Consider the following 24,137-nt stretch of genomic DNA (forward strand, 5'->3'; position numbering starts at 1 on the left):
GAGCAATATACGGGAATATTTCCAATCGATTTAGGAAGAAATTCAAATGAAAATGGCTTATTATATAAGTGATAGAAAACGTTAACAGGAGGATTTTTTATGACACTTAGAGTTGGAGTTATTGGTTGTGGTGGAATTGGAACAAAAAAACACTTGCCAGCATTAGCACAGATTGAAGAGGTAGAAATCGTTGCTTTATGTGACATTATTGTAGAACGTGCTGTGGATGCCAAGAAAGAATTTGGTACTGCTGATACAGAAGTTTTTGCTGACTATCAAGAAATGTTAGACAAAGTTGATTTAGATGTGGTTCATGTTTGTACACCTAATTCGTCACATGCTGAACTTTCAATCGCTGCCTTAGAAGCTGATTGTCATGTTATGTGTGAAAAACCTATGGCTAAAACGGCAAAGGAAGCCCGTGCCATGGTGGAAGCCGCTAAACGTACGGGGAAAAAATTAACCATTGGCTACCAAAACCGTTTCAGAACAGATTCGCAACATTTACATAAAATTGTTGAAGATGGTGGTTTAGGAGATATTTATTTTGCTAAAGCACATGCGATTCGTCGTCGTGCGGTACCAACTTGGGGTGTTTTCTTAGACGAAGAAGCTCAAGGTGGGGGACCGTTAATTGACATTGGTACACACGCTCTCGATTTAACTTTATGGTTAATGAACAATTATAAACCAAAATTTGTGGTTGGAAATGCTTATCATAAATTGGCAGAACATAAAAATTCAGCTAACGCATGGGGTCCATGGGATCCGTCTAAATTTACGGTCGAAGATTCTGCTTTTGGTTATGTCGTTATGGAAAATGGGGCGTCAATTTTCCTAGAGGCAAGCTGGGCTTTAAATACCTTAGATGTTAAGGAAGCTAAAACGACCTTAATGGGGGATAAAGCTGGAGCTGATATGAATAATGGTTTAACGATTAATGGTGAAGAATATGGTTTGATGTATGAAAAAGAAGTTAATTTAACCACAGGTGGCGTTGATTTTTATGAAGGAATGGAAAATGACCCTGAATTAATTGAAGCGCGTCAATGGATTGATGCGATTTTAAATGATACAACACCAGTGGTTTTACCTGAACAAGCTTTAGTTGTTACCGAAATTTTGGAAGCTATCTATGAATCATCAAAAACGGGTAAACCTGTTTACTTCAATGGTGAAGGAGAAGCTTAATGAGTATACCTAAGATTGCTTTACAATTATGGAGTATCAAAGAACACATTCAAGATAATTTAGAAAATTCCTTAAAAGAAGTTTCCCAAATGGGTTATGATGGTGTCGAATTTGCCGGTTATTTTGGTCATAAGGCTGAAGATGTTAAATCATGGTTAGACGAATATCATCTACAAGTAGCTGCTTCGCACACCCCCTTTGAGTCGTTACAAAATGACTTAGAAGCTGAAATTGAATATGCTAAAACAGTTGGGAATAAATTCATTATCGTTCCTTATGCTACATTTGATAATTTAGCAGGTTGGGAAAATTTCTGGAAAGAAATGGAAGCTATCGCCAGACGCTTAAATGACGAGGACATCATGTTAGGCTACCATAATCATAATCACGAATTCGATGGCTCAAAAGGTTATGATATTTTAGATTTAGCAGCAAAGTTAGCGCCTTCGATTTTATTAGAAATTGACACGTATTGGGTGAATTTTGCAGGTGTTGATTCAGTTAAATGGATTAAGAAACATACGGATAGTGTGGGGATGTTGCATATTAAAGACTTCGATGCAACCAATCAAGAAAGTATTCAAATTGGTGAAGGCACGTTGCCGATTGCTGATTATGTAAAAGTTGCTTCACGTTTAGAACACCCATGGCTTGTGATTGAACAAGAAGCCTTCCGAACGGCAACACCCCTCGAAGCAGCTGCTGCAAATGTTAAAGCGCTACGTGAGATTGTTAAGGAGGTTGCTAAATGATTCGGGTAACGGTTTGGAATGAATTTAGACATGAGACAACAGATGCTGAGGTCAAAGCCGTTTATCCTGAGGGTATTCATCAACAAATTGCTTCGTTTTTAAGCGAAGATTTTGAAGTTAAAACAGCAACTCTTGATGAAGCCGAACATGGTTTGACCGAAGAGGTCCTTAATGCCACCGATGTTCTTATTTGGTGGGGACATATGGCCCATGATGAAGTAGCTGATGAAATTGTAGACCGTGTTCAACAAAGAGTCTTAGCCGGTATGGGATTAATCGTATTACACTCAGGTCACTTTTCAAAAATCTTTCAACGTTTAATGGGAACAAGCTGTAACCTAAAATGGCGTGAAGATGGTAAACACACCCGTTTATGGAATGTTAATCCTTCCCATCCTATTGCGGCCGGTGTAGGCGAATATTTTGAAATTGAACAAGAAGAAATGTATGGTGAACATTTTGATATTCCAGCACCAGACGAACTTGTTTTTGTCAGCTGGTTCCCAGGGGGCGAGGTTTTCCGTTCTGGCTGTACCTTCCGCCGTGGGCAAGGCAAAATTTTCTATTTCCAACCCGGTCATGAAACCTACCCGACCTACTACCAACCAATGGTCCAAAAAGTCATTCGGAATGCGATTCATTGGGCGAATCCGACTGAACAAGAATGTGTATACTATGGCCATTATCAAGCCCTTGAACAATAAATATCTACAAAAATCTGTAAGGAGGATTTTCAAATGAAATTAGGCGTTTTTACACCCGTTTTTAATAACTTAAGTTTTGAAGCGATGATTGATAAAGTAGCCGACGCTGGATTGCAAATGGTTGAAATTGGAACAGGGGGTTCACCCGGTGACGCCCATTTAAATATTCAAGAATTACTGGCTAGTGAACAAGCCCGTAAAGATTACTTAGCTAAATTAGCAGACAGAGGGCTAGAAATTTCTGCATTAAGTGCCCATCATAATCCAATTTCACCCAATCCAAAAGAAGCGGCTGAGGCGGACAAATTATTACGTGATACCATTAAATTGGCTTCATTGATGAATGTGCCCGTTGTCAATGGTTTCTCAGGTGTATCAGGCGGAAACGCAACGGATACACAAGTGAATTGGCCTGTATTGCCTTGGCCGACTGAATACAATGATAATTATGAATACCAATGGGAGAAAAAGTTAATTCCTTATTGGAAAGACATCAATCAAGAAGCCACTGCTGCAGGGGTAAAAATTGGGATTGAACTACATGGTGGTTTCTTAGCTCATACACCATATACCATGTTGAAATTACGTGATGCAACAGGTGATGCGATTGGTTGTAACTTTGATCCGAGTCATCTATGGTGGCAAGGCATTGATCCAGTTGCAGCTATCAAAATCTTAGGCAAAGAAAATGCGATTCACCATTTCCATGCCAAAGATACCTATTTAGATCAAGACAATATTAATATGTATGGTTTAACCGATATGCAACCCTATGGGAATGTTCAAACACGGGCATGGACTTTCCGTTCCGTCGGTTGTGGACATGATTTACAAACTTGGTCTGATATGATTTCCGCTTTGCGTCTATATGGTTATGATTATGTTTTGAGTATTGAACATGAAGATCCAATCATGTCTGTTGATGAAGGATTCATGCGGGCGGTAACGAATTTAAAACAAGTTATGATTAAAGATCAACCAGGAGAAATGTGGTGGGTTTAACCCCATTTCCCCCATTAAATAGTATAATGGTAGAGACAGTTAAATGAGAAAGTAGCTGTCTCTACTTTGAATTTATGATTGTTATTTAGAGAAGGTGGTAGAGGAATGGAAAAATTAGGAATCGCAATCGTTGGTTATGGTGGTATGGGTACCTATCATGCAAGTACCCTAATTCCAGAAGAATATTTTGATTTAAAGGGTATTTGGGATATTGCCAAAAAACAACGAGCGTTAGCCGAAGAAAATGATTTACATGTTTTTGAGAGTTTTGAGGCGGTCTTAGAAGATAAATCCGTTGAAGCGATTTTAATCGCAACCCCGAATGATTCACATAAAGCGATTGCCATCCAAGCTTTAGAAGCAGGTAAACATGTCATCTGTGAAAAGCCTGTGATGTTATCGACAGAAGAATTGGATGAGGTTTTAGCTGTAGCCGAAAAAGCTGACCGTATTTTTATGGTGCATCAAAACCGTCGTTGGGATCCAGACTTTTTAGTGATTAAAGAGTTAATGCATAATCACCAAATCGGTGAAATCTTCCAAATTGAATCACGTGTGCATGGTGCTAATGGTATTCCAGGTGATTGGCGTCATGTGAAAGCCCAAGGTGGTGGTATGATACTTGATTGGGGCGTTCATTTATTGGATCAAATCCATACTTTAGTCGATAGTCCGATTAAAACCATGCGGGCTGACTTGAGTTTTGTGTTAGGTAATGAAGTGGATGATGGTTTTACCGTTACCCTTATTCATGAAAATGGACTTAAATCGGTCGTTGAAGTTGGAACAACTAACTATGTTAAATTACCGCGTTGGTATGTTAAAGGGACCGAAGGCACAGCTATTATTGAAGATTGGGATTTAAGTGGAACAATGATCGTTGCAACGGGAGATAGTACTGCGACACCTCAACCTATTCAGGCCGGTGTTGGTTTAACTAAAACCATGGCACCACCTTCTGAAGAAGCAACGGAAGAATTAGCATTACCAACACCTCATATGATGAATGAAAGTTTCTACTTTAACTTTTATCGGACGGTTCGCGAAGGAGCAGAACCGATTGTTAAGAACGAAGAAGTTCGTTATGTGATGCAATTAATGGAACGTATTTTTGAAGAAGCGGATGTCATCCAATAAAAAGCAGGGTAACCTTGCTTTTAACGTAACCTCAATTAAACAAAGGACAAGAGACTGTTGACATACCCTATGCTTCAGTCTCTTTGATTGTTTTATCTGAGGGAAATAATCAAAGAGTGGAGGAAAGGGATGTTTAAGCATAAAGTTGTTGTGGTCACGGGTGGCGTTAAGGGGATTGGAAAAGAAATTGTCGCTCAATTTATGCAAGCTGGCGCTCAAGTTGCTGTTATGGATTTGTTGGAAAATCCTTATTTTCAAGGCGATGTCGCTAACCCGACTGATATAGAAGCCTTTGTTCATAAAATTAATCAGGATTTTGAGAAAGTTGACATACTCGTCAATAATGCCTTACCACCTATGTTGGGAATTGATGAAGCTAGCTTTGAAACTTTTAGTCAGGCTCTGAATGTAGGCATCACAGGACCTTTTTATCTTAGCAAACTATTGTATCCTTTAATGCCTCAAGGATCGGCTATCATTAATATTTCTTCCAGTCGTCAAGCGATGAGTCAACCTCAAACAGAAAGTTATTCGGCTGCGAAAGGCGGCATTCAAGCTTTGACCCATGCTTTAGCTATCTCATTAGGGGACAAAGGGATCCGTGTGAATGGGGTAGCTCCAGGTTGGATTGAAACGAATCCAGCGGCTGTCTTAAGCTCAGCAGACCATTTGCAACATCCGGTCGGACGTGTCGGCCAAGTGGCCGATATTGCTAACCTGGTCCTATACTTAGCCTCAGAAAAGGCTGGCTTTATAACAGGTCAAACGATTACCGTCGATGGGGGTATGAGTAAGTTAATGATTTATCATGACGACAACGGTTGGGAATATACCCAAAGTAGCGAGTGACTTTGCTTGAAATTTGGGGATATTTATTTGAAAATAACACCATAGGGAGTGATTAATTTTGAAAACAATCAAACTAAATAGTGGTTATTTGATGCCGGTTTTAGGAACAGGCACGAATACTTTTGGTAAAGAAGGCAATCGATACGATGGTAAAATTAATATGGATACGACCGAGTTGGCTAGTTCCATAGAAGTCGGTTATCGCATGATTGATACGGCAATTTCGTATCGTAATGAAGCGGTTGTCGGTAAAGCGGTTAAAGAATCAGGAATTGATCGCAGTGAATTTTTCTTAGTGTCCAAAATTCCCGGTCAACCAGCGTACATGAAGGATGAAGCGTCGATTGATGCGGCTGTGATGGCTAGTTTGGAGGCTTTGCAGACAGATTATATCGATTTATATTTGATTCATCATCCTTGGGATAATTTAGCTGAAATGCTAGCTGCTTGGAAAGTGTTAGAAAAACATGCTGAGGCGGGTCGCATTAATTCGATAGGTGTTTCCAATTTTAATGAAGAGCAACTTGCGTATTTGTTGGATAAGGGGACGATTCCCCCAGCGGTGAATCAAGTGGAATCCCACCCCGGCAAATGGAATGATGCGATTATTGCGTTTGGGATGGAACAGGGCGTTTTTGCAACATCTTGGGGACCTTTATCACGTTTCGATGACTCGATTAAGGCCAAGCTTGAACCCATTGCTAATAAATATCACAAAACCTGGGCACAAGTTTTACTGCAATACCAAATTGACCGTGATGTGATGGTCATTCCTAAATCGCATGATGCCAAGCGCCAAGCACAAAATTTCGATGTATTTGATTTTACATTAACGGAAGACGAGAAAGCCTTCATTAAGAAATTATAATGAGTGTTTGGTGAAAAATTACTCATTTTAGGAAATTATAAGTGTTTCAGCCTGAAAACGTTTCAATTCATGGTATAATAGAAGTAACAAATAAAGCTTAATTTGTTTGAAATCTGTTGAATGAGGTGATTTGACATGTCGAAACGTCAACGTATTTACAGACATAGACTAAACTTAGTTCAAAATCAAGCGATTCGCAATCAACCAAGTTCTATTGATTTGATGCAAGGCCAAAACATCATTGATGAATCTTCTTATAGTTCAGAAATAACGTCCATTGAACCATACGGAGAAGCTACCTATATTCAATCACGTAAAAACAAAGACAAAGAAGATAACTTACAGAAAGTATAAGTTTCAATATTGCCATCCGACGGGTTTAAAGCATTAGCCTGTCGGATATTTTTAGGTTCAAATTTAATTAAGGAAACAAAAAAATTTTTAGCAGTGTTTTCATTCGATTATTTTATGAATTCCTATATAATAAAGGTGTAAATTGCAAATGATGGGTTAGGTGGGGATAGTGATGATAATCGAATTGTGTGCGGCGAGTCTGCATGGCTGTCTGTTAGCTGAAAAATATGGGTTGATGCGGATTGAATTAAATAGTGCCTTAGAGTTAGGAGGGCTTACACCTAGTGTAGGTTTATTAGAAGCTGTTTTAGAGCAGGTGGAGCTACCCATCGTAGCTATGCTACGGCCTAGACCGGGTGGTTTTAATTACAGTCAGGATGAGCAACTGGTCATGTTAAAGGACTTAACTATTTTATTGAGTCATCCGATTGAAGGTGTAGCCTTTGGTGCTTTAAATGAAGACAAAGGAGTGGATGAAGTATTTACTAAACAGCTGGTCGATTTGTGTCATCAAGCCGGTAAAAAAGCTGTTTTTCACCGTGCGTTCGATGTCATTGAAGCCTATGATAGTTTTACGGCGACCGAGAAGTTGATTGAGTTGGGCGTTGATCGTATTTTAACAAGTGGTCGAGCAGCTGTTTCCATGAATGCGATTGAAGAATTGTGGTCGTTGCAAAATCGTTATGGCAAGCAAATAGATTTTGTTGTCGGAGCGGGTATTAAACCAGCCAATATGTTGCATATTCAAAAAGAGACGGGGATTGATCAATTGCATGGTTCTTTTAGTCAAGGTGGATATGATGTCACATCAAGAGGTAATGGAGTTACTTATGGTGTCAATCCTAAAAGTGATTTTACAGAAACAGATGAGGATCAATTGAAGCAAATTCAAAATATTATGGATGTTTGGATGTCAAATTAAGTATCAATGATAGTCAAATGGCAATTTGATTAGAAAACAGTTTAGAATAAATGTAAATAACTATTTTTATGTTAACGGTAACAGCATCAAAACACTTGAAAAAACGTTTGCGTTGAGGCATAATATAAGTATAAATAAAACGGTTTCAGTTAAACCGGAAATCAGGAGGAAAATGAATGAAATTCAATTGGAAAAAAGTACTAGTTGGATCTTTATCAGCAGCACTTGGTTTGTCTGCATTTGCTGGGGGAGCAGTAGGGTTAACGCAAGTATCCGCACAAGAACCTTTACGTATTGCAGTTGATGGTAACCTTTTAGATTACTTAGAAGCTAATATTGCTGGTTTCGAAGAAGAAACAGGAATTACGGTAGAATTAGTTCAACAAGATATGTTTGAATCTTTAGAAGGTCTACCTTTAGATGGACCTGCTGGTTTAGCCGCTGACGTATTAATCGCACCTTATGATAGAATTGGATCATTAGGCATGACTGGTCAAATCTCAGAAGTTACTCTAAATGAGGATGCAGGCTTTGATGATACGGATAAATTACAAGTAACAGCTAACGACACGATTTTTGGTGCGCCAGCTATTATTGAATCACTTGTTATGTACTACAATACAGATTTAATCGCCGAAGCGCCAACAACCTTTGAAGAATTAGAAGTTTTAGCAGAAGATGAAGCTTATGCATTTGAAGGTGAAGAAGGTAAAAACGTTGCATTCTTGGCTAAATGGACTGACTTCTATGTATCCTATGGTTTAATTTCTGGATACGGTGGTTATGTGTTTGGACAAGATGGTACTGACCCAACTGATATTGGATTAAACAATGAAGGTGCCATTGAAGGTATCAACTATGCGATTGAATGGTTCAACAGATGGCCACAAGGTATGTTAGATGTTACTGGTTCAGGTGACTTTGTTACACAATCATTTATGGACGGAAGCACCGCAGTCATCATTGGTGGACCATGGGATGCAACAGCTTTTGCTGAAGCAGGCGTAAATTTTGAAGCTGCTAAAATCCCTACATTACCAAACGGTAATGATTACCAACCATTTGGTGGTGGTAAAGGCTGGATTATTTCTAACTACTCAACAAACAAAGAAGCCGCTCAACAATTCTTAGATTGGGTAACAACTGAAGAACAACAAACAGCCATGTTTGATATGATTCGTGAAGTACCTGCTAATCAAGCTGCTCGTGCAGCAGCCGCAGAAAATAGCGATAGCTTAACCGCAGCCGTTATTGATACTTATTCTAGTGCTGTTCCAATGCCAAACATTCCTGAAATGGGTGAAGTATGGCCAGGTGCTGAAAACTTAATGTTTGACGCTGCGTCTGGTAACAAAACAGCTGAACAATCTGCCAATGATGCGGTAGAATTAATTAGCCAATCAATTGAACAAAAATTTAACTAATCCAAATTAAATGATAGGTATTCAAAAAAAGGGATTCTGGTAGGATAAAATCCTGCCAGAATTTTTACTATATCGGATACCTACAAAAGAAAATAGTGGGAGGACTTGTTCATGGAACAAACCAAAAGACCCAATCATAGTGTGACAACAGCTACTGTTTTATCTCTATTCCCTGGGTTAGGACAAATATATAACAAACAATTGGCCAAAGGCCTTATTTTTATTGCTGTTGCACTATTATTTATTTATGAAAATTATGTTTTCGGTGCCGATGCCATTCGTGGTTTTATCACTTTGGGCGATACGCCGATGGTCGATCATTCGTTGTTTATGATGATTCGCGGGACGATTCAAATTATTGTCATCATCATCTTTTTAATTTTTTATATCTTTAATCTAATTGATGCACGAAAAATCGCTAAGCGGTGGCAAGACGGATTACCCGTTGGGACCACTGTTCAACAATTATTTAAATCCATTTATGAAAATGGCTTTCCTTATTTATTAATTATTCCGGCTTATATATTTATGGCGTTTGCGATTGTCTTTCCTGTCATGGTCACAATTTTCATGGCCTTTATGAACTATGATTTTCAAAATATGCCCCCAGCAAACTTATTGGATTGGGTGGGATTACAAAACTTTAGAGATATCTTCTTCTTAAGTTCTTACCGTTCGGCCTTCGTTTCAGTGTTCTCATGGACAATCATTTGGACCGTCTGTGCAACGACCTTACAAATCGTTTTAGGTATTTTTACGGCTGTCGTCTTAAATCAGAAATTTATTAAAGGTAGACGTTTCTTTGGTGTTATCTATCTATTGCCATGGGCTGTTCCAGCCTTTATTACAATTTTGAGCTTTTCGAATATGTTTAATGATTCTTTAGGGGCTATCAATACACAAGTTATTCCGTTTTTAAATAATATTCCCTTTGTAAATATTGGACGGATTGCTTGGAAAACCAATGCATACTGGACAAAAGTTGCGATTATTTTGATTCAAGGTTGGCTTGGATTCCCTTATATTTATGTAATGGTTACCAGTATCTTGCAATCTATTTCTGAGGATTTATACGAAGCAGCTCGGATTGACGGTGCTGGACCGATTAAACAATTCCAACATATTACATTACCAGCGATCTTTTCCGTCGCTGCACCAGTTTTTGTTACGCAATATACCGGGAACTTTAATAACTTCTCCATGATTTACCTCTTTAATAATGGGGGGCCGGGAAGTGTGGGTGGAGGAGCCGGAGCCACCGATATCTTAATCTCCTGGATTTATAAGTTAACAACGAATACGACACCGCAATTCTCTGTCGCTGCCGCGTTGACCTTGATTATTTCGGTCATTGTTATCTCGTTCTCACTGATTGTCTTCAAGAAAACAAATGCATTTAATATGGAGGATGTATAACATGAATAAAACATTTACAACATCCAAAATGAAGAAATTTGCCGGTCGTTTCTTTACCTATTTCTATTTAATAGTCTTAGCGGTGGTTATTATTTATCCTTTATTGGTAACTGCTAGCTCAGCTTTCCAACCAGGAAATATCACTGCTTTCCGGTTAAATTTAGATTCTATTTGGACTTTAGATAACTTCAGACGTCTTTTTAATGAAACCTTATACTTAACTTGGTATAAAAACACCTTAATCGTGGCCGTTTCGACGATGGTGGCACAAGTAACGATCGTAACGCTAGCCGGTTATGCCTACAGTCGTTATCGATTTGTTGGGCGAAAACAGAGTTTGATGTTTTTCTTAATCATTCAAATGGTCCCAACCATGTCAGCCTTGACTGCCTTCTTTGTTATGGCGCTTCTATTAGATGCGATTAACGAATATTGGTTCTTGACCTTCCTATATATTGGTGGCGGGATTCCAATGAATACTTGGTTAATGAAAGGTTATTTTGACACTGTACCGTATGAACTGGATGAATCGGCCAAATTAGATGGAGCAGGGCACTTTAGAATTTTCTGGCAAATTAACTTGCCACTGGTAAGACCGATGATTGCAGTACAAGCCCTATGGGCCTTTATGGGACCATTTGGGGACTACATGTTATCTCGTTTCCTCCTTCGTTCACAAGAATTCTATACCGTGGCCCCAGGGTTACAAACCTTTATTAGTGACACCAGAAACCAAAAGGTTGCCCTATTTGCCGCAGGAGCCATTCTGATTGCCGTTCCAATCGCCGTCTTGTTCTTCTTCTTGCAGAAAAACTTTGTGTCTGGTTTAGTTGCCGGAGGAACCAAAGGCTAAAATCTTTTTAATAAATATCCCCAAACGATCTACTCCGGTAGGTCGTTTTTCTATCTAAAAAAGGTCAGCGCGAAGTGGATGACAAGTCAATCATGCTAATTTTCATCTTATGACCTAATTTGCCGGACGTCGATTGTCGGTGTAATCCGGCAAACTCGAAAGGCGGACTTCGCGAGCAAACGACGACCGGCAAAGTGGGGTAATAAGGTGTAAATGTTAATTTGCCGGACGTCGATTGTTGATGTAATCCGGCAAACTCGAAAGGCGGACTTCGTGAGCAAATGACGACCGGCAAAGTGGGGTAATAAGGTGAATATGCAAATTTGCCGGACATCGATTGTCGATGTAATCCGGCAAACTCAAATGGCGGACTTCGCGAGCAAATGACGACCGGCAAAGTGGGGTAATAAGGTGTAATTGTTAATTTGCCGGACGTCGATTGTCGATGTGATCCGGCAAACTCGAAAGGCGGACTTCGCGAGTAAACGACGACCGGCAAAGGGTAAGTGGGAAGGGGAGGAACAGGTTGATTTCGGATACAACATTGTGTTTGATAAAGTTTTCTTTATTAGGTGGCGACCCCTCCATCCCAATGTCATTAAGTTAAGAAATATAGTCTATCGAGCTTTCGATAGGCTTTTTTGTTGGTATTCTGCTAATTGGATTTATAAAAAATTTATATAAAATGTTAAAAACACAAGTGAAAACGCTTGACAAATGGAAAACCCCCTAAATAATCTCAAAAAATTAGACTATTTTAGGAGGGATTACTATGTCACGTTTCGCTAAAATTACTTTTAATCACTTGAAGGAAGCCATTCAATCCGTATGTCAAAACCGAGCAGACCACGTGTACCAGCCTGATGTTGATTTTACACGAAATCGCAAATTAACGATGCCAGTTGTTATTGAATCAGTGATTAAGTTTGGTGCGGAAAGTCTTAATAATGAATTATTTAGGCTTTGGAACAATCATACCGAGACACCAACCCCATCAGCTTTTGTTCAAGCACGTTCAAAACTAAAAGTGAGTGCATTTAAAGAAGTATTTCATCGATTTAATCAAACCTTAGATAACATCAAAACATTTAAAGGCTATCGATTGCTTGCCCATGATGGCTCTGATTTACCTTTACCTCAGAATGTGACAGACCATGATAATCATTATAAAGATGAGAAAGCGACGGGTTATAATATGGTCCATTTAAATTTTCTATATGATTTATTAAATAAACAGTTTCTTGATGTAGATATTCAGAAAAGTCGACAATCGGATGAGCGTGCTAGCCTCATACAAATGGCCAAAACAATAAAAACGAATATTCCAAGTATCTTCATAGCTGATCGAGGGTATCCTTCCTACAATGTGTTTGCGCATCTTCAAGAACTGCAACACAAATACGTCATTCGATGCAAAGATTTAAATGACAGGGATTTTGTGCGAAAATCCGACGTGCCAGATACAGATGAATACGATACGATTGTTTCTCTAAAGATAGCTCGTTCACGAATTAAAGCATATACAGAAGATCCATCGTTTCGTTTTCTAGCTTATACATCTAAGTTTGATTTTTTAGAACGCGGTAGCAAGAATTATTATGAATTAACTTTGCGAGTTGTTCGATTCAAGCTGAGCGAAAACACTTACCAATGTTTAATAACCAATCTTGATGAGAGCTTTACATCAAATGACTTAAAAGAATTATACCATTTACGGTGGGGAATTGAGACAGCTTTATGTGTAAGCGCCCAATAGTGAGGTATCTTCTTAAATTTACTCCGATTTAGTATGATTAATTCATCAAACAAAAGGAGTGACAATAATAATGATTGACTTTACAGTTCCTGAAACACTTTATCTCATGCCTCGTTATTCGCCAGCTAACCAAGATCGCCAACGTCTATGCACTTTGATTCAATCTAGTTCTGCTTTTAAACCTGATCATACCGCAGCCTATCTTTTTTGTAATTCTCGAAGAAACATTCTGCGAATCATCTATTGGGACGGTTTTAGATTTACTGACTTAGTTTATCGATTGGAACGAGGGGGATTCGTTTGGCCATACACCGAACCAAAATTTATGGAAATTTCTCTTCAACAATTAGAACGTCTTTTACGAGGTGATACCTTGAACCCGCCTTTAGAAACCTCTTATATTTTCAACAAATAACCGCTATATTTTTAGTGAATAATCGCTAAATTTACTAGTAAATATATTCGGTATATGGTATAATGGACCTAGCGAAAAGAGGTGATAGACATGACCGAAAACGAACTTATTGGACTAGAAATTCCAGAAATTTTAGAAAAATTTAACCAATTAGAATCCGAACTTGAAGCTGCGAATATAAAGATTGAACTCATGCGTCAAGACCTCGCAACCTATCAAATAATGACTTATAGCCCTCGAAGAGAAACGATGATTTCGGAAGGACAAACGAATCTCTTCACGGATCCTTCCGAAGATATCTCGGAAGTTATCTCTCATGAGGAATATTCTAAACCAGAGCCCCCAGTTGTAGAAAAATCTGAAAAAAAAACAACAAAAGGCTCCAAGCCGCGCGAAAAATCCGTCGGAAGAAAAGATGAGATTCTCAATCAGTATGTTCAAGAAGATGTCTATCATTACTTACCTGATGAAGAACAAGTCTGTCATGATTGTCACCATCCATTAAAATTAATTGGTCCAGCTCAAGTACAACAAGAACTTGTGTTTGTTCCTGCTCATTTCAAATGTGTTAATCATCATCAAATGAGCTATAAGTGTGACCACTGCTCATCACAAGCGGATAAAGATCAATTTGTAAAATCTGAACTCCCTTCACTTCCTTTTGTGAATAGCTTTGGGTCGGCTTCTGTCGTTGCAGAGACGATTTATCAAAAATATGAATTAAAAGTACCAGCTTACCGCCAAGAAAACCATTGGAGAAAATTGTTATTACCTTTATCACGAACCACTATTTGTCGTTGGCATATTAAAGCCTGTGAGTATTATTTAGGCTTTATTTATCGAGCACTCCATGATGAAATACTCATGCATGATATTGCGCATATGGATGAGACCACCTTCCGTGTCCTAGAAAGTGACAAGCAACAAACTTTTTATTGGATACTTCAAAGCTCGCAACATCATGACCATAAAGTCGTGTATTTCTCCCACCAAGATGGGCGTGGAAGTGATAAGTTTAAGGAAGTCATTGGTAGCTTCGAAGGGACGATACACTGTGATATGTATGCGGTCTATCGCAGTGCTGATGAGTCAACCGAGAACCTAGAGTTGGCAGGTTGTTGGGCACATCTAAGGCGAAAATTCTTTGAAGCGAGTAGAGTTTCCAAAGGATTACCTAAGACAACAGCCGATGAGATTCTCACTATGATAAATACTATCTTTAGAAAGGAACGTGAATGGAAAGAGTTATCCATTGAGGAACGATTTAAGAAAAGGCAATTCATTCTTAAACGATTAATGGACAATCTCTTCAACTACATTGATCAGTGTGCTGCCAACACCATCCTGAAAGACAAACTGAGTAAAGCGTTTAGTTATGCCAAAGAGTATAAAGCGTATTTCTACAACGTTTTAAAGGATGGGCGCTTAGAGCTTAGTAATAATGCAGCAGAACGCTCCATACGCACTGTAGTGATGGGACGAAATAATTATAAATTTGCGGCTACTTTTAACGGTGCTCAAGCAGGTGCAGTTATTCTCTCACTGATTGAGACAGCTAAATTACATGGTTTAGACGCAAAACAATACATTCAGTATCTTCTGACACACCTACCGAATGAGAGTGATTTAGCGACAGCTACATTAGATCAATATATGCCTTGGTCTAATGAAATCAAAGAAGCCTGTTCTGCACAAACGGTGATTGGTGATGTCGTTGAAGAAAAAACAGCTTAATATGTTAAACTAACCTAGAATTTCTTCCGTCTGGGTTAGTTTAGCATGTTTATTTTTTTATGTGTAGATACCTCACTATTGGGCGCTTACCTTTATGTGATTTAAAGCACGCTGTTAACTTAGAATACTTACATACAAAAGGGAGTCATCAAACTTACCAAGAAATATATGGGCGATTAATTATGTATAACTTCACGATGAGGCTAGTTAGTAACGTTAAGATTCCCAAAAAAGATCGAAAGTGGGATTATCAAGTTAATTTAAAGGTGGCATTTAAGTTATGTCGAGCCTATTTAATGAATCATTCAATAGACATTATGAAATTGATAGAATCCCGTATTCTTCCTATTCGAAAAGGAAGGCGCTATAAACGCACAAAATCCCGAACTGGATTTGTTGGATTTAATTATAGATAAATTTTTTTGAAAATTTAGGAGGCTTATTTGTCATGCCATCAAATCAAAGAAGTCTGTGATTAAAAACAGTTGAAACAAAATACACCACTTTTTCACACAAGTTCATGTAAAAAAGTGGTGCTTCTCTTTATCGTATGAGAACATAATCCCCTAAACTTAATGACATTGCCCTCCATCCGTCCTCGCCACCAATCAAATTAGGTGGCGAGCCTCCCATCTTTCTCCGCCACCAATTAAAATTAACCTTAGATGATGATAAACCAATCTTAGCCTGACGGTCACTCACTGCCTGCTTACCAAAAAAGTAGCGTTTAAACATTAAATGTTTTATAATAACCTTAACCATTTTTTAATAAAAATGGTCATTGAGGAGGGATATAAAATGTCCGATACATTAACTGTTTCAAATCGTCGTTGGTCGCCTTGGATACGTGCTATTTTCGGTTTTGTCCTTTACTTTATTGTTTCCTTTGTCCCTGGTATACTTTTGTCACCGCTAAGTGAGTTAATGGATTATGAAATATTTGTGATGGTCGCAGCACCTATTGCCTTAATAATCGAAATCCTCTTTATTTATTTGTTGATGCGCTATATTGATCGCAGACCCTTTAGTATTTTACAACTCAAATTCGATGGACATGCCCTGAAAACTTTTGCTCTAGTCTTTTTAGCTACAGGCGTCATCTATTCCTTAGGTGCCATTCTAGCAAACTATTTTTTTCCAATAGAATGGGACGTACCCATTGAGGCACGTAAAACCTGGGCGATGTTAGTACCAGCTTTTTTCTCTGCTTTTTTTGTTCAAGGCATCCCTGAAGAAATCATGTTTCGTGCTTATCTGCCCCAGACCTTAGTGACGACACCCATAAAAACCATGCTCATCTCTTCAATCATGTTTATGTTACTACATTTTCTATTTGTGTTTAGTTTGTCTGGCATCGAGTTAATTATCGAATTCTTTTATCCATTTGCTTTTGGCATGTTTGCTTTTGTGACACGCTATATCACACGGACAACATGGGCTGCCATTGCGGTTCATGGTGGCATTCATATGTTTAGAAATGTCTTCGAAATCCAAGGTTATTTTCCTTACATGTATAGCAGCTTGTTTATCGGCTTATTTTTCTTTATTAGCGCCATGGTGTTTTTCTACATCCATCGCGAAAAATTTACAGCTGAAAATAATCAATTGGAATACTGAGAACAAGAGTAATCGAATAGCTATCATAAAAAAATATAATCCGACTGTCGCATTATGAGCGACAGTCTTTTTGACGAGGCAATATTTATTTCATTTGAATCTTTTTCGATGTCGTCATTTTTGTTTTTTAACTTATTGTTTAGCATTTATTTATAAAAAAGAACTTATCTAAACCTTTCAAATTAAGCTATTACTGATATAATGTATATTAGAATACGAGAATGGAGTCCTATAATGACAGATATGTTTCCGATTAATTATTTTAAAACGATATTTTCACCGGTTGAATCATTTAGTAAACGCAATTATTTAAAAATTTGGCAAATGATTTTATTATTCTTTTTCCTCACCGCGTTAATGATGATTCCAATCGCCGTAAGCATTGGTCGCATTGACCAAGTCAATTTGAATGATTTTGTACCTGAAGCCGTCGCGACAATTGATGAAGCCTTTATTAGCCAATTACAAGAAGTCACCGATGACACAACCAACCAAATTGTGATTGATCGTGAGATATTGACACTTGATACGGCTGATCGCGTAGCCGGTTTTGTTCCTGACCAAGAACGGGCTAACGAGCTTGTCGTCGATAAAGGTGGAATTATTCTTACCAATGAAGGTTTTATCATTCAAGAACCAGAAAATCCTTCTCTATCCATGCCTTATTTAGAAGATTCACGTTTTGGTGACGTAACGGACCAAGCATCCTTTATGGCCGAATTATCGCGTCAATGGTTTCAAGGAAATCGCTTTGGCATTATGTTTACAAACTTAATTAATGTTTGGATTTTGATGCTTTTGAGTTTTGTTTTCTTAGTCGGTGGGTCAAGTCTGTTTCTATCTTTAATGCGATTTTCTAGCAGCTTTGATATCAATACCTACCGCGAAGCCTTTACCATATGTTTAAACTGTATTGGCTTACCCACTTTAATAGCCGTTGTCGTAGGCCTATTTACGTCCGATCCAACCAGTATGTTAACAGCACAGGGCTTATTATTTGTCCTAATGTTACTTTGGGTTTATTGGAAAACCCATTTTAATGATGCTTATGTTGCCCACGTCGTACATGGTGTAGAAATAGACGAAGATGACGATGATTATTTAATTGAAGATTAGCATATGATTTCTAAAAGAAAGTGAGATGATCTCGATGGCCACGCTAAAAGACGTTGCTAAACGGGCAAATATATCTAAAATGACCGTGTCGAGGGTCATTAATCACCCCCAGCTTGTGACATCAGAATTAAGGGAACTTGTTTACCAAGCCATGCAAGATTTGAACTATCAACCTAACTCTGCCGCAAGAGCTTTAGTCAGTAATCGGACGATGGTCATCAAAGTGTTAATACTTGAGCAAATGGATATCACAGAACCCTACTATATGAATCTGTTAACGGGTATTTCTAAGCAACTGGATAAATACAATTATGCCCTCCAACTGGTGACAGAAAACACCGTTGATTTAGGCCAATCCGATGGCTTGATTGTGACTGGCATGAAGGAACCCGACTATGAGTGGTTGCAAAAATTTGAAAAACCGCTCGTCGTTTTTGGTGAAAATAATCATAATGTCCCCTATGTTGACTCAAACAATCGTAAAGGCGCAATTACTGCAACTAAATACGCTATGAGTCGTGGGTATGACCACGTAGTCTTTGTTGGCTTAAATGTGCCCGAACGTTTTGAAAAAGAACGTGAAAAGGGCTATTTAGAAGCTATTCAAGCCTCCAAAACGAATCACCAACCACATATTATTCGTATTTCTAATTCCTCGTCCAAAGCAGAAGCCATGGTTCGTGATGAGCTTGAATTAATTCCCAATACGTGCTTTGTTTGTGGCTCAGATCGCATCGCCATTGGGATTCAACAAGGATTGACGGCGCTAGATAAAGCACACCCAGAAGACTATGGTATTATAGGCTTCGATGGCGTTTTTCTCGACCAAATTGCTTCGCCTAAACTTACTACCATGAAACAACACATCGTTGAAATGGGTGGTGCCGTAGTTAATCAACTGATGACCTTGATTGATACGGGCAAATTGGACCAACAAGCCGTCTATTTTGATGCGGAGTTAGTTGTAAGACAATCCACCAAATAAAAAAAGCTTGCCTCTTTTTTACAAGACAGCAAGCTTTTTTATTTACCTTCACGATATTCACGCGGTGAAATTCCAAATTGTTTGATAAATTGTTGTGAAAAATTATGTGGCGTGCGATAACCAACAGTTATCGCAATATCATTTATCGATAAGTCAGTGTCCATTAATAAACTACAGGCATGTTTAAGTCGCAAATCACGCAGAAACTCACTAATCGTACAACCCGTTTCCTGACGAAATAATTGCGACAAGTAGCTAGGCGTTAAATCAACCATTTCGGCTAATTCCGTCAAATACCTAGGAACAGTATAATAATGCGTTAACTGATCCATTATAAAGGCTATCTTTGAGGAATAGGTCATTTTATGTTCATCCGCATGTATTTGGTGCAATTGAAAAATAAAACTATTCAACAAATACTGACCGGTTAAAGTACTCATGTCCGTTTTTAATATTAACTGAGCATAATGTTTGAACAGATTGTTTTCATCTTTAAAAAACACAAACCCATCCTCTGAATAAATATCACTACCACTGAATATAGGCATTAGTTTATAACCAAAAATTAAGCCCGTTGTATCCAGTGTATGCTTATATATCGCATGTTCAGTCATTGGTAAGATTAAAATTAGCTGTTGCGGTTGAATGTGTATGGTATCAGTCGCAATGGTTAAACTTGCTCCGCCTCTTAATAAATACACCACTTCATAGTAATCATGGGCGTGCTTTTCTTCATATATTGGCAATGTTGGCGCAGTTAAAGAATGATTGATCATCCGAAAAGGTAGTAAACGAATGGAAGAAAGAGGTATTTTATTTGACATATTGACGCCAGCATAAAAATTGCTTACTCAAATTCGTCACTGAGTATCTCCACCCGATCTTCAAAGCTTACTTCACGATGGATTTCATGCAACATCCAGACATAACCGAATGGATCAAGAAACATAGCATTGGAGACACCCATCTCTTCTAGGCGTGTGACCGCTTGGATTTCTTTAACACCATTATCTAAAGCTTTGCGGTAGGTTTCGTCAATATTAGAGACGATCACATTAAACCAAAAGCTTTGGGACTGACCTTCCTTTGGTGCAAACAATTGATAGTCGGGATTTTCGTCTAACATATGGAAACGACTGCCAAAGATTTCAAAAACGACTTCGTTACTTCCTACATTCAAGTTTGTTTTTTCGAGGACGTTCACCTCAAAGATGGCTTGGTAAAGTTCGATGGCCTTTAGACTATCTTTAACAACAAAATCAAATTCAACGGCATTCATGATTTTTCTCCTTCGAGCTTTATTTAGTAAGTTCAGTGTACCATGAAAGTGTGTGGGAGTGTTATTTATTTTGCTCTTGAATAGGTTTTTTGATAGAGTATAAAGTAAAGATTTAGGAGGGATTCAATGGCAAAAGTAGAAAGTTTTGAATTATATCATAATAAAGTGAAAGCACCTTATGTGCGTTTAGCAGGCACAGAAACCCATCCAAGTGGGGCGGTCATTCAAAAATACGATTTGCGTTTGTTACAACCCAATCAAGATGCCATGCCAACAGGGGTTGTACATACCTTGGAACATTTGTTGGCGATTAATATTCGTGATGAAATTGATGGCGTCATTGATATTTCACCGATGGGATGCCGAACAGGTTTTTATATGATTGTTTGGGGTGAACATCCAATCAGCGAGGTTGTTTCAGCTTTGGAAAATGTGTTGAAAAAGGTAGACAGCTATGACACAGTGCCTGCTATGACCGCAGAAGCCTGTGGTAACTATCGCGACCATTCCTTAATTGGCGCCAAAATTTACGCCCAACAAGTATTAGATAATCAGATTTCACATGACCCGTTTGAGCGGGTGTTTGGGTAGAAAAAGAAAAGAGCAATCAAGCATCATTTCATAGTCGAAAAGAGGTGAAAAGAACCATTGAATTCTGATAAATATATTAAATATTTACAACAGTATGCTGGAAAGTATATCGTTTCTGATGAAGCAGCGGATTTTATTTTCGTTTTTAATGGTCACGTTCAGATTAAAACAAAAGATTTTCAACAGCCATTTGATAAAGGCGAATTCTTTATTGCAAACAAAGGTGAGGAAGTAATTTTTACTCATCCATCAACGGATTCTTTAATTTGTTTGATTCGTATTGATGAAAGTTTAATAAAAAATGAGATAAATATCGTTGGCTTTCATTTTTTATGTAATTCTGTCATTCAGACGACAATTGATCATACAAAAACAAAAAACATCGTGTTTAATCTCATTGCATCAGAAATTAACGAGGATAATTCTATTAGAAAGAAAGGACTGTACTTAACTTTCTTAGATAGTCTGATGTCAAAATACTTAATCAAAAATGCTTCAATTCAAACGAAAGATGACCGCATGAATGACATTTTAGACTATATTGATGCCTACTATTATAGGGATTTATCATTACATCAAATCTCAAAAAACTTTTACATGTCTAGCTCATATTTTTCAAGGTATTTTGTTCAAGAAACAGGAAAGAATTATAATAAATACCTCAAAGAGATTAGATTGAATAAATCCTTAGAATTATTATCTAATTCATCCGAGCCAATTACTCAAATAGCGCTACAAGTGGGATTTTCTAGTGCAGGTACTTTCAATAAATCATTCAAAGAAAAATTTCATATAACACCTACAGAGTATCGATTAAAGAGTCGTGAAGTTGTTAAAGTGCCTGATGATTTTGAAATAGGTAAAAATCTGCAAATGAGTAATAATCTACCTAATGATGATAGCTTTAGTGATTTAAACGAAGATTTAAATGAAGAATTAAAAAAAGATTCAAATATAATAGAAGTTTCACTGATAGCAAATCAAAATGATAAAATTGATTTTGATAGCAACCATTACATGAATATTGGATCCATTGATAATTTGATTGATGGAACATTCCAAAGTCATTTAAAAATTCTTGGCTGTTTAGCTGGGGGGATTAGTGCTTTAATCGTAGCGATTCTAAATGTAAAAGCCTATGCTTTAGGTACAGGTATTCTTGGATTCTTTTCTTTAATAAGTCCAGAAGGTATTGGTAATGATTTTTGGTTTGGAATTTTGGTTTCAATTATTTCATTTGTCTTAGCTCTAGTAGGAACGTATTTATTTGGTTGGTCAAAAGAAGCTGATTTAAAATTTGAAAGTTAACAGCCTATCTTTGTCTACCAATTAAGTTCATCATAAAAAATAAACAGTCAATGTACATAAAAGGCGTACATTGACTGTTTTATTTTTTTGTAATTATATTTTCACCATTGAACCATTCACAATCATCAACCCACCCGCTTGAATTTCGTGATCTTCAACCATCAATTCAAGCAATACTTCTAGTCCATCTTTCTCAACTGTTACACTTTCTTCACTCTGATTAAAGTAGCCTTTAATGACTTTTTCATCATATACTATTTCAACCATAATCAAATTACCTTCAACCTGATAACTTGTTGTCCCATTTACAATATGATGGGCATATTCACGACGTAAATGAATCAATTGACGGACAAAGGCATGCATATCCAAGTCTTGTTGTTCCGGATCCCATGGCATGACTTTACGACATTCAGGATCATTACCACCATCTAAGCCCATTTCAGTGCCGTAATACAGACAGGGAGAGCCTTGTTGCAAGTACATAAAGGCTAATGCTGATTTAACGGCTTTTTTATCGCCGCCCGCAATGGTTAATATACGAGGCGTATCATGCGAATCCAAAGAGTTTAGCATGACTTGATTGGTTTGTTTACGATAGAGCATCGTTTGTTCTTGAATCCGTTCATTTAACTCAGTAGCATTAGCGGTTTTAGTTAAAAAGAAATCACTGATAGCACGGGTTAAAGGATAATTCATTACGGCATGAAATTGATCTCCTTGTAACCAAGCTTGTGAGGAATGCCAAATCTCCCCCACGATATAGAAATCTGGTTTTAAAGCCGTTACTTCATCATGGAATGAACGCCAGAAACGATGGTCAACTTCATTAGCTACATCTAAACGCCAAGCATCGATATCGAATTCTTCAATCCAATATTTAGCAATGGCCAGCAAATGTTGCTTTACTTCAGGATGGCTAGTGTTCCATTTTGGCATGTTGGGAACATAACCAAAGGCATCATAATTAATCGCTTGGTAATTACGATAATCTTTCATATCGACAGCCTTAATCGGTAAAGAATGAATATGAAACCAATCTTTATAAATTGATTGCTCACCTTTTTCGACAATATCTAACCATTGAGGGGCATGTGACCCTATATGATTAAAGACGGCGTCCAGCATCACACGCATCCCGCGACGATGGGCTTCGTCTACTAATTTCCTGAACATTTCTTTATCACCAAAATGCTTATCGATCTCATAATAGTCCACCGTATCATATTTATGATTCGAATTAGCTTCAAAAATAGGGCAGAAGTACAAACCGTTAATCCCTAAATCTTCTAAATAATCGAGATGGTCATAAATACCTTTTAAATCGCCACCAAAAAAGTCACGGTTTTTAGGCACAATGGTAGAATTCCAAGGTAACGCCCCTTCGGGTGTTAAGGATGGATCCCCGTTGGCAAAGCGCTCAGGGAAGATATGATACCAGACGGTATCTTTTACCCAACGTGGTTCTTTGAACCGGTCAGCTTCATGTAAATAAGGTAATTTGAAATAATTGTAAGCTATATCCAAATGTGATACCTCGTGACTTAAGGCTCCAATATCACTATAATAGATGATCTCATCGGCAGCTTCTAGTTCAAATATATAGCTCATGCGACGGTGTGGACCGCTTAATTCGATTTGCCAGTAATCATGCCAACGGCTACTAGCAATTTTTGTCAAAGGGCTCTTCATTAATTGGTTAGGTAAGTAAATCAAATAGGGGTCTCCATGCAAGATATTTACTTTTTCAACATTATCTTTTTTGGTACGGATACGAATATGCACTGTTTTTGAATCATACATATAGGCATATTCTGATTCGGGACGATGGTAAATGGCTGCTTTATCAATCATTTTATACACT

The 24,137-nt window shown here is 37.9% G+C and carries 24 protein-coding genes; 20 read left to right on the top strand and 4 right to left on the bottom strand.

Annotated features, from left to right (window positions below; all coding sequences use genetic code 11):
* Positions 1 to 99 precede the first annotated feature (99 nt).
* The 12 genes from NRE15_RS13590 to NRE15_RS13645 all read left to right on the top strand — a co-directional run bounded on the left by NRE15_RS13590 (position 100) and on the right by NRE15_RS13645 (position 11,472).
* Positions 100 to 1,191, top strand: coding sequence for a Gfo/Idh/MocA family protein (locus tag NRE15_RS13590; RefSeq protein ID WP_313793403.1), 1,092 nt, complete (start codon positions 100 to 102; stop codon positions 1,189 to 1,191).
* On the top strand, positions 1,191 to 1,943 hold the full coding sequence (locus tag NRE15_RS13595) for a sugar phosphate isomerase/epimerase family protein (RefSeq protein ID WP_313793404.1): 753 nt from the start codon (positions 1,191 to 1,193) through the stop codon (positions 1,941 to 1,943). The genes NRE15_RS13590 and NRE15_RS13595 overlap by 1 nt, the downstream gene beginning before the upstream one ends.
* Positions 1,940 to 2,647: a ThuA domain-containing protein gene (locus NRE15_RS13600; RefSeq protein WP_313793405.1), complete on the top strand. Its 708-nt coding sequence runs from the start codon at positions 1,940 to 1,942 to the stop codon at positions 2,645 to 2,647. Before NRE15_RS13595 ends, NRE15_RS13600 begins: the two co-directional genes overlap by 4 nt.
* Before the next feature lie 33 nt (positions 2,648 to 2,680).
* On the top strand, positions 2,681 to 3,649 hold the full coding sequence (locus NRE15_RS13605) for a sugar phosphate isomerase/epimerase family protein (protein WP_313793406.1): 969 nt from the start codon (positions 2,681 to 2,683) through the stop codon (positions 3,647 to 3,649).
* Between the two features lie 105 nt (positions 3,650 to 3,754).
* Positions 3,755 to 4,786, top strand: a complete 1,032-nt coding sequence (locus NRE15_RS13610) for a Gfo/Idh/MocA family protein (protein WP_313793407.1) — start codon at positions 3,755 to 3,757, stop codon at positions 4,784 to 4,786.
* A gap of 129 nt (positions 4,787 to 4,915) precedes the next feature.
* On the top strand, positions 4,916 to 5,635 hold the full coding sequence (locus NRE15_RS13615; protein ID WP_313793408.1) for an SDR family oxidoreductase: 720 nt from the start codon (positions 4,916 to 4,918) through the stop codon (positions 5,633 to 5,635).
* 58 nt (positions 5,636 to 5,693) lie between these two features.
* Positions 5,694 to 6,503, top strand: a complete 810-nt coding sequence (locus NRE15_RS13620; protein WP_313793409.1) for an aldo/keto reductase family protein — start codon at positions 5,694 to 5,696, stop codon at positions 6,501 to 6,503.
* Positions 6,504 to 6,638: 135 nt separating this feature from the next.
* Positions 6,639 to 6,857 carry a hypothetical protein gene (locus tag NRE15_RS13625; protein ID WP_313793410.1) on the top strand — a complete coding sequence of 73 codons (219 nt, stop codon included), beginning with the start codon at positions 6,639 to 6,641 and terminating at the stop codon, positions 6,855 to 6,857.
* Between the two features lie 172 nt (positions 6,858 to 7,029).
* On the top strand, positions 7,030 to 7,779 hold the full coding sequence (locus NRE15_RS13630; protein WP_313793411.1) for a copper homeostasis protein CutC: 750 nt from the start codon (positions 7,030 to 7,032) through the stop codon (positions 7,777 to 7,779).
* Between the two features lie 176 nt (positions 7,780 to 7,955).
* Complete coding sequence (locus tag NRE15_RS13635) at positions 7,956 to 9,203, top strand: extracellular solute-binding protein (protein ID WP_313793412.1); 1,248 nt, start codon at positions 7,956 to 7,958, stop codon at positions 9,201 to 9,203.
* A 111-nt stretch (positions 9,204 to 9,314) separates the two neighbouring features.
* On the top strand, positions 9,315 to 10,619 hold the full coding sequence (locus NRE15_RS13640; protein WP_313793413.1) for a carbohydrate ABC transporter permease: 1,305 nt from the start codon (positions 9,315 to 9,317) through the stop codon (positions 10,617 to 10,619).
* A 1-nt stretch (position 10,620) separates the two neighbouring features.
* On the top strand, positions 10,621 to 11,472 hold the full coding sequence (locus NRE15_RS13645; protein ID WP_313793414.1) for a sugar ABC transporter permease: 852 nt from the start codon (positions 10,621 to 10,623) through the stop codon (positions 11,470 to 11,472).
* Between the two features lie 64 nt (positions 11,473 to 11,536).
* Here the strand turns inward: NRE15_RS13645 and NRE15_RS13650 are convergent, their stop codons facing one another.
* Positions 11,537 to 11,971 (bottom strand): hypothetical protein, encoded by a 435-nt coding sequence (locus NRE15_RS13650; RefSeq protein ID WP_313793415.1) that lies wholly within the window; start codon positions 11,969 to 11,971, stop codon positions 11,537 to 11,539.
* Between the two features lie 273 nt (positions 11,972 to 12,244).
* On the opposite strand from NRE15_RS13650, the gene NRE15_RS13655 reads away from it, so the two are divergent.
* The 6 genes from NRE15_RS13655 to NRE15_RS13680 all read left to right on the top strand — a co-directional run bounded on the left by NRE15_RS13655 (position 12,245) and on the right by NRE15_RS13680 (position 19,095).
* Positions 12,245 to 13,228, top strand: coding sequence for an IS4 family transposase (locus NRE15_RS13655; RefSeq protein WP_313793416.1), 984 nt, complete (start codon positions 12,245 to 12,247; stop codon positions 13,226 to 13,228).
* A gap of 70 nt (positions 13,229 to 13,298) precedes the next feature.
* Positions 13,299 to 13,643 carry an IS66 family insertion sequence element accessory protein TnpB gene (gene tnpB / locus NRE15_RS13660; protein WP_313793417.1) on the top strand — a complete coding sequence of 115 codons (345 nt, stop codon included), beginning with the start codon at positions 13,299 to 13,301 and terminating at the stop codon, positions 13,641 to 13,643.
* A 90-nt stretch (positions 13,644 to 13,733) separates the two neighbouring features.
* Complete coding sequence (gene tnpC / locus NRE15_RS13665; protein ID WP_313793418.1) at positions 13,734 to 15,377, top strand: IS66 family transposase; 1,644 nt, start codon at positions 13,734 to 13,736, stop codon at positions 15,375 to 15,377.
* Between the two features lie 798 nt (positions 15,378 to 16,175).
* Positions 16,176 to 16,994 carry a CPBP family intramembrane glutamic endopeptidase gene (locus tag NRE15_RS13670; protein WP_313793419.1) on the top strand — a complete coding sequence of 273 codons (819 nt, stop codon included), beginning with the start codon at positions 16,176 to 16,178 and terminating at the stop codon, positions 16,992 to 16,994.
* Positions 16,995 to 17,228: 234 nt separating this feature from the next.
* Positions 17,229 to 18,110, top strand: coding sequence for a hypothetical protein (locus tag NRE15_RS13675; RefSeq protein WP_313793420.1), 882 nt, complete (start codon positions 17,229 to 17,231; stop codon positions 18,108 to 18,110).
* Between the two features lie 34 nt (positions 18,111 to 18,144).
* Entirely contained in the window at positions 18,145 to 19,095 is a 951-nt protein-coding gene (locus NRE15_RS13680) for a LacI family DNA-binding transcriptional regulator (RefSeq protein ID WP_313793421.1), read from the top strand.
* A 38-nt stretch (positions 19,096 to 19,133) separates the two neighbouring features.
* Here NRE15_RS13680 and NRE15_RS13685 read toward each other — a convergent pair whose 3' ends face one another.
* Positions 19,134 to 19,919 (bottom strand): helix-turn-helix transcriptional regulator, encoded by a 786-nt coding sequence (locus NRE15_RS13685; RefSeq protein WP_313793422.1) that lies wholly within the window; start codon positions 19,917 to 19,919, stop codon positions 19,134 to 19,136.
* A gap of 23 nt (positions 19,920 to 19,942) precedes the next feature.
* A complete protein-coding gene (locus tag NRE15_RS13690; protein ID WP_313793423.1) occupies positions 19,943 to 20,374 on the bottom strand; it encodes a VOC family protein in 432 nt (143 codons plus the stop codon).
* A 126-nt stretch (positions 20,375 to 20,500) separates the two neighbouring features.
* Between NRE15_RS13690 and NRE15_RS13695 the strand changes: the two genes are divergently transcribed.
* Positions 20,501 to 20,965: an S-ribosylhomocysteine lyase gene (locus NRE15_RS13695; RefSeq protein ID WP_313793424.1), complete on the top strand. Its 465-nt coding sequence runs from the start codon at positions 20,501 to 20,503 to the stop codon at positions 20,963 to 20,965.
* Positions 20,966 to 21,022: 57 nt separating this feature from the next.
* The gene (locus tag NRE15_RS13700; protein ID WP_313793425.1) at positions 21,023 to 22,273 is read left to right on the top strand and encodes a helix-turn-helix domain-containing protein; all 1,251 of its coding nucleotides are present in this window, start codon (positions 21,023 to 21,025) and stop codon (positions 22,271 to 22,273) included.
* Positions 22,274 to 22,366: 93 nt separating this feature from the next.
* Here the strand turns inward: NRE15_RS13700 and NRE15_RS13705 are convergent, their stop codons facing one another.
* Positions 22,367 to 24,124: a glycoside hydrolase family 13 protein gene (locus tag NRE15_RS13705; protein ID WP_390887202.1), complete on the bottom strand. Its 1,758-nt coding sequence runs from the start codon at positions 24,122 to 24,124 to the stop codon at positions 22,367 to 22,369.
* Positions 24,125 to 24,137 lie beyond the last annotated feature (13 nt).

Origin of the sequence: Fundicoccus culcitae (assembly GCF_024661895.1) — a bacterium.
GTDB lineage: Bacteria > Bacillota > Bacilli > Lactobacillales > Aerococcaceae > Fundicoccus_A > Fundicoccus_A culcitae.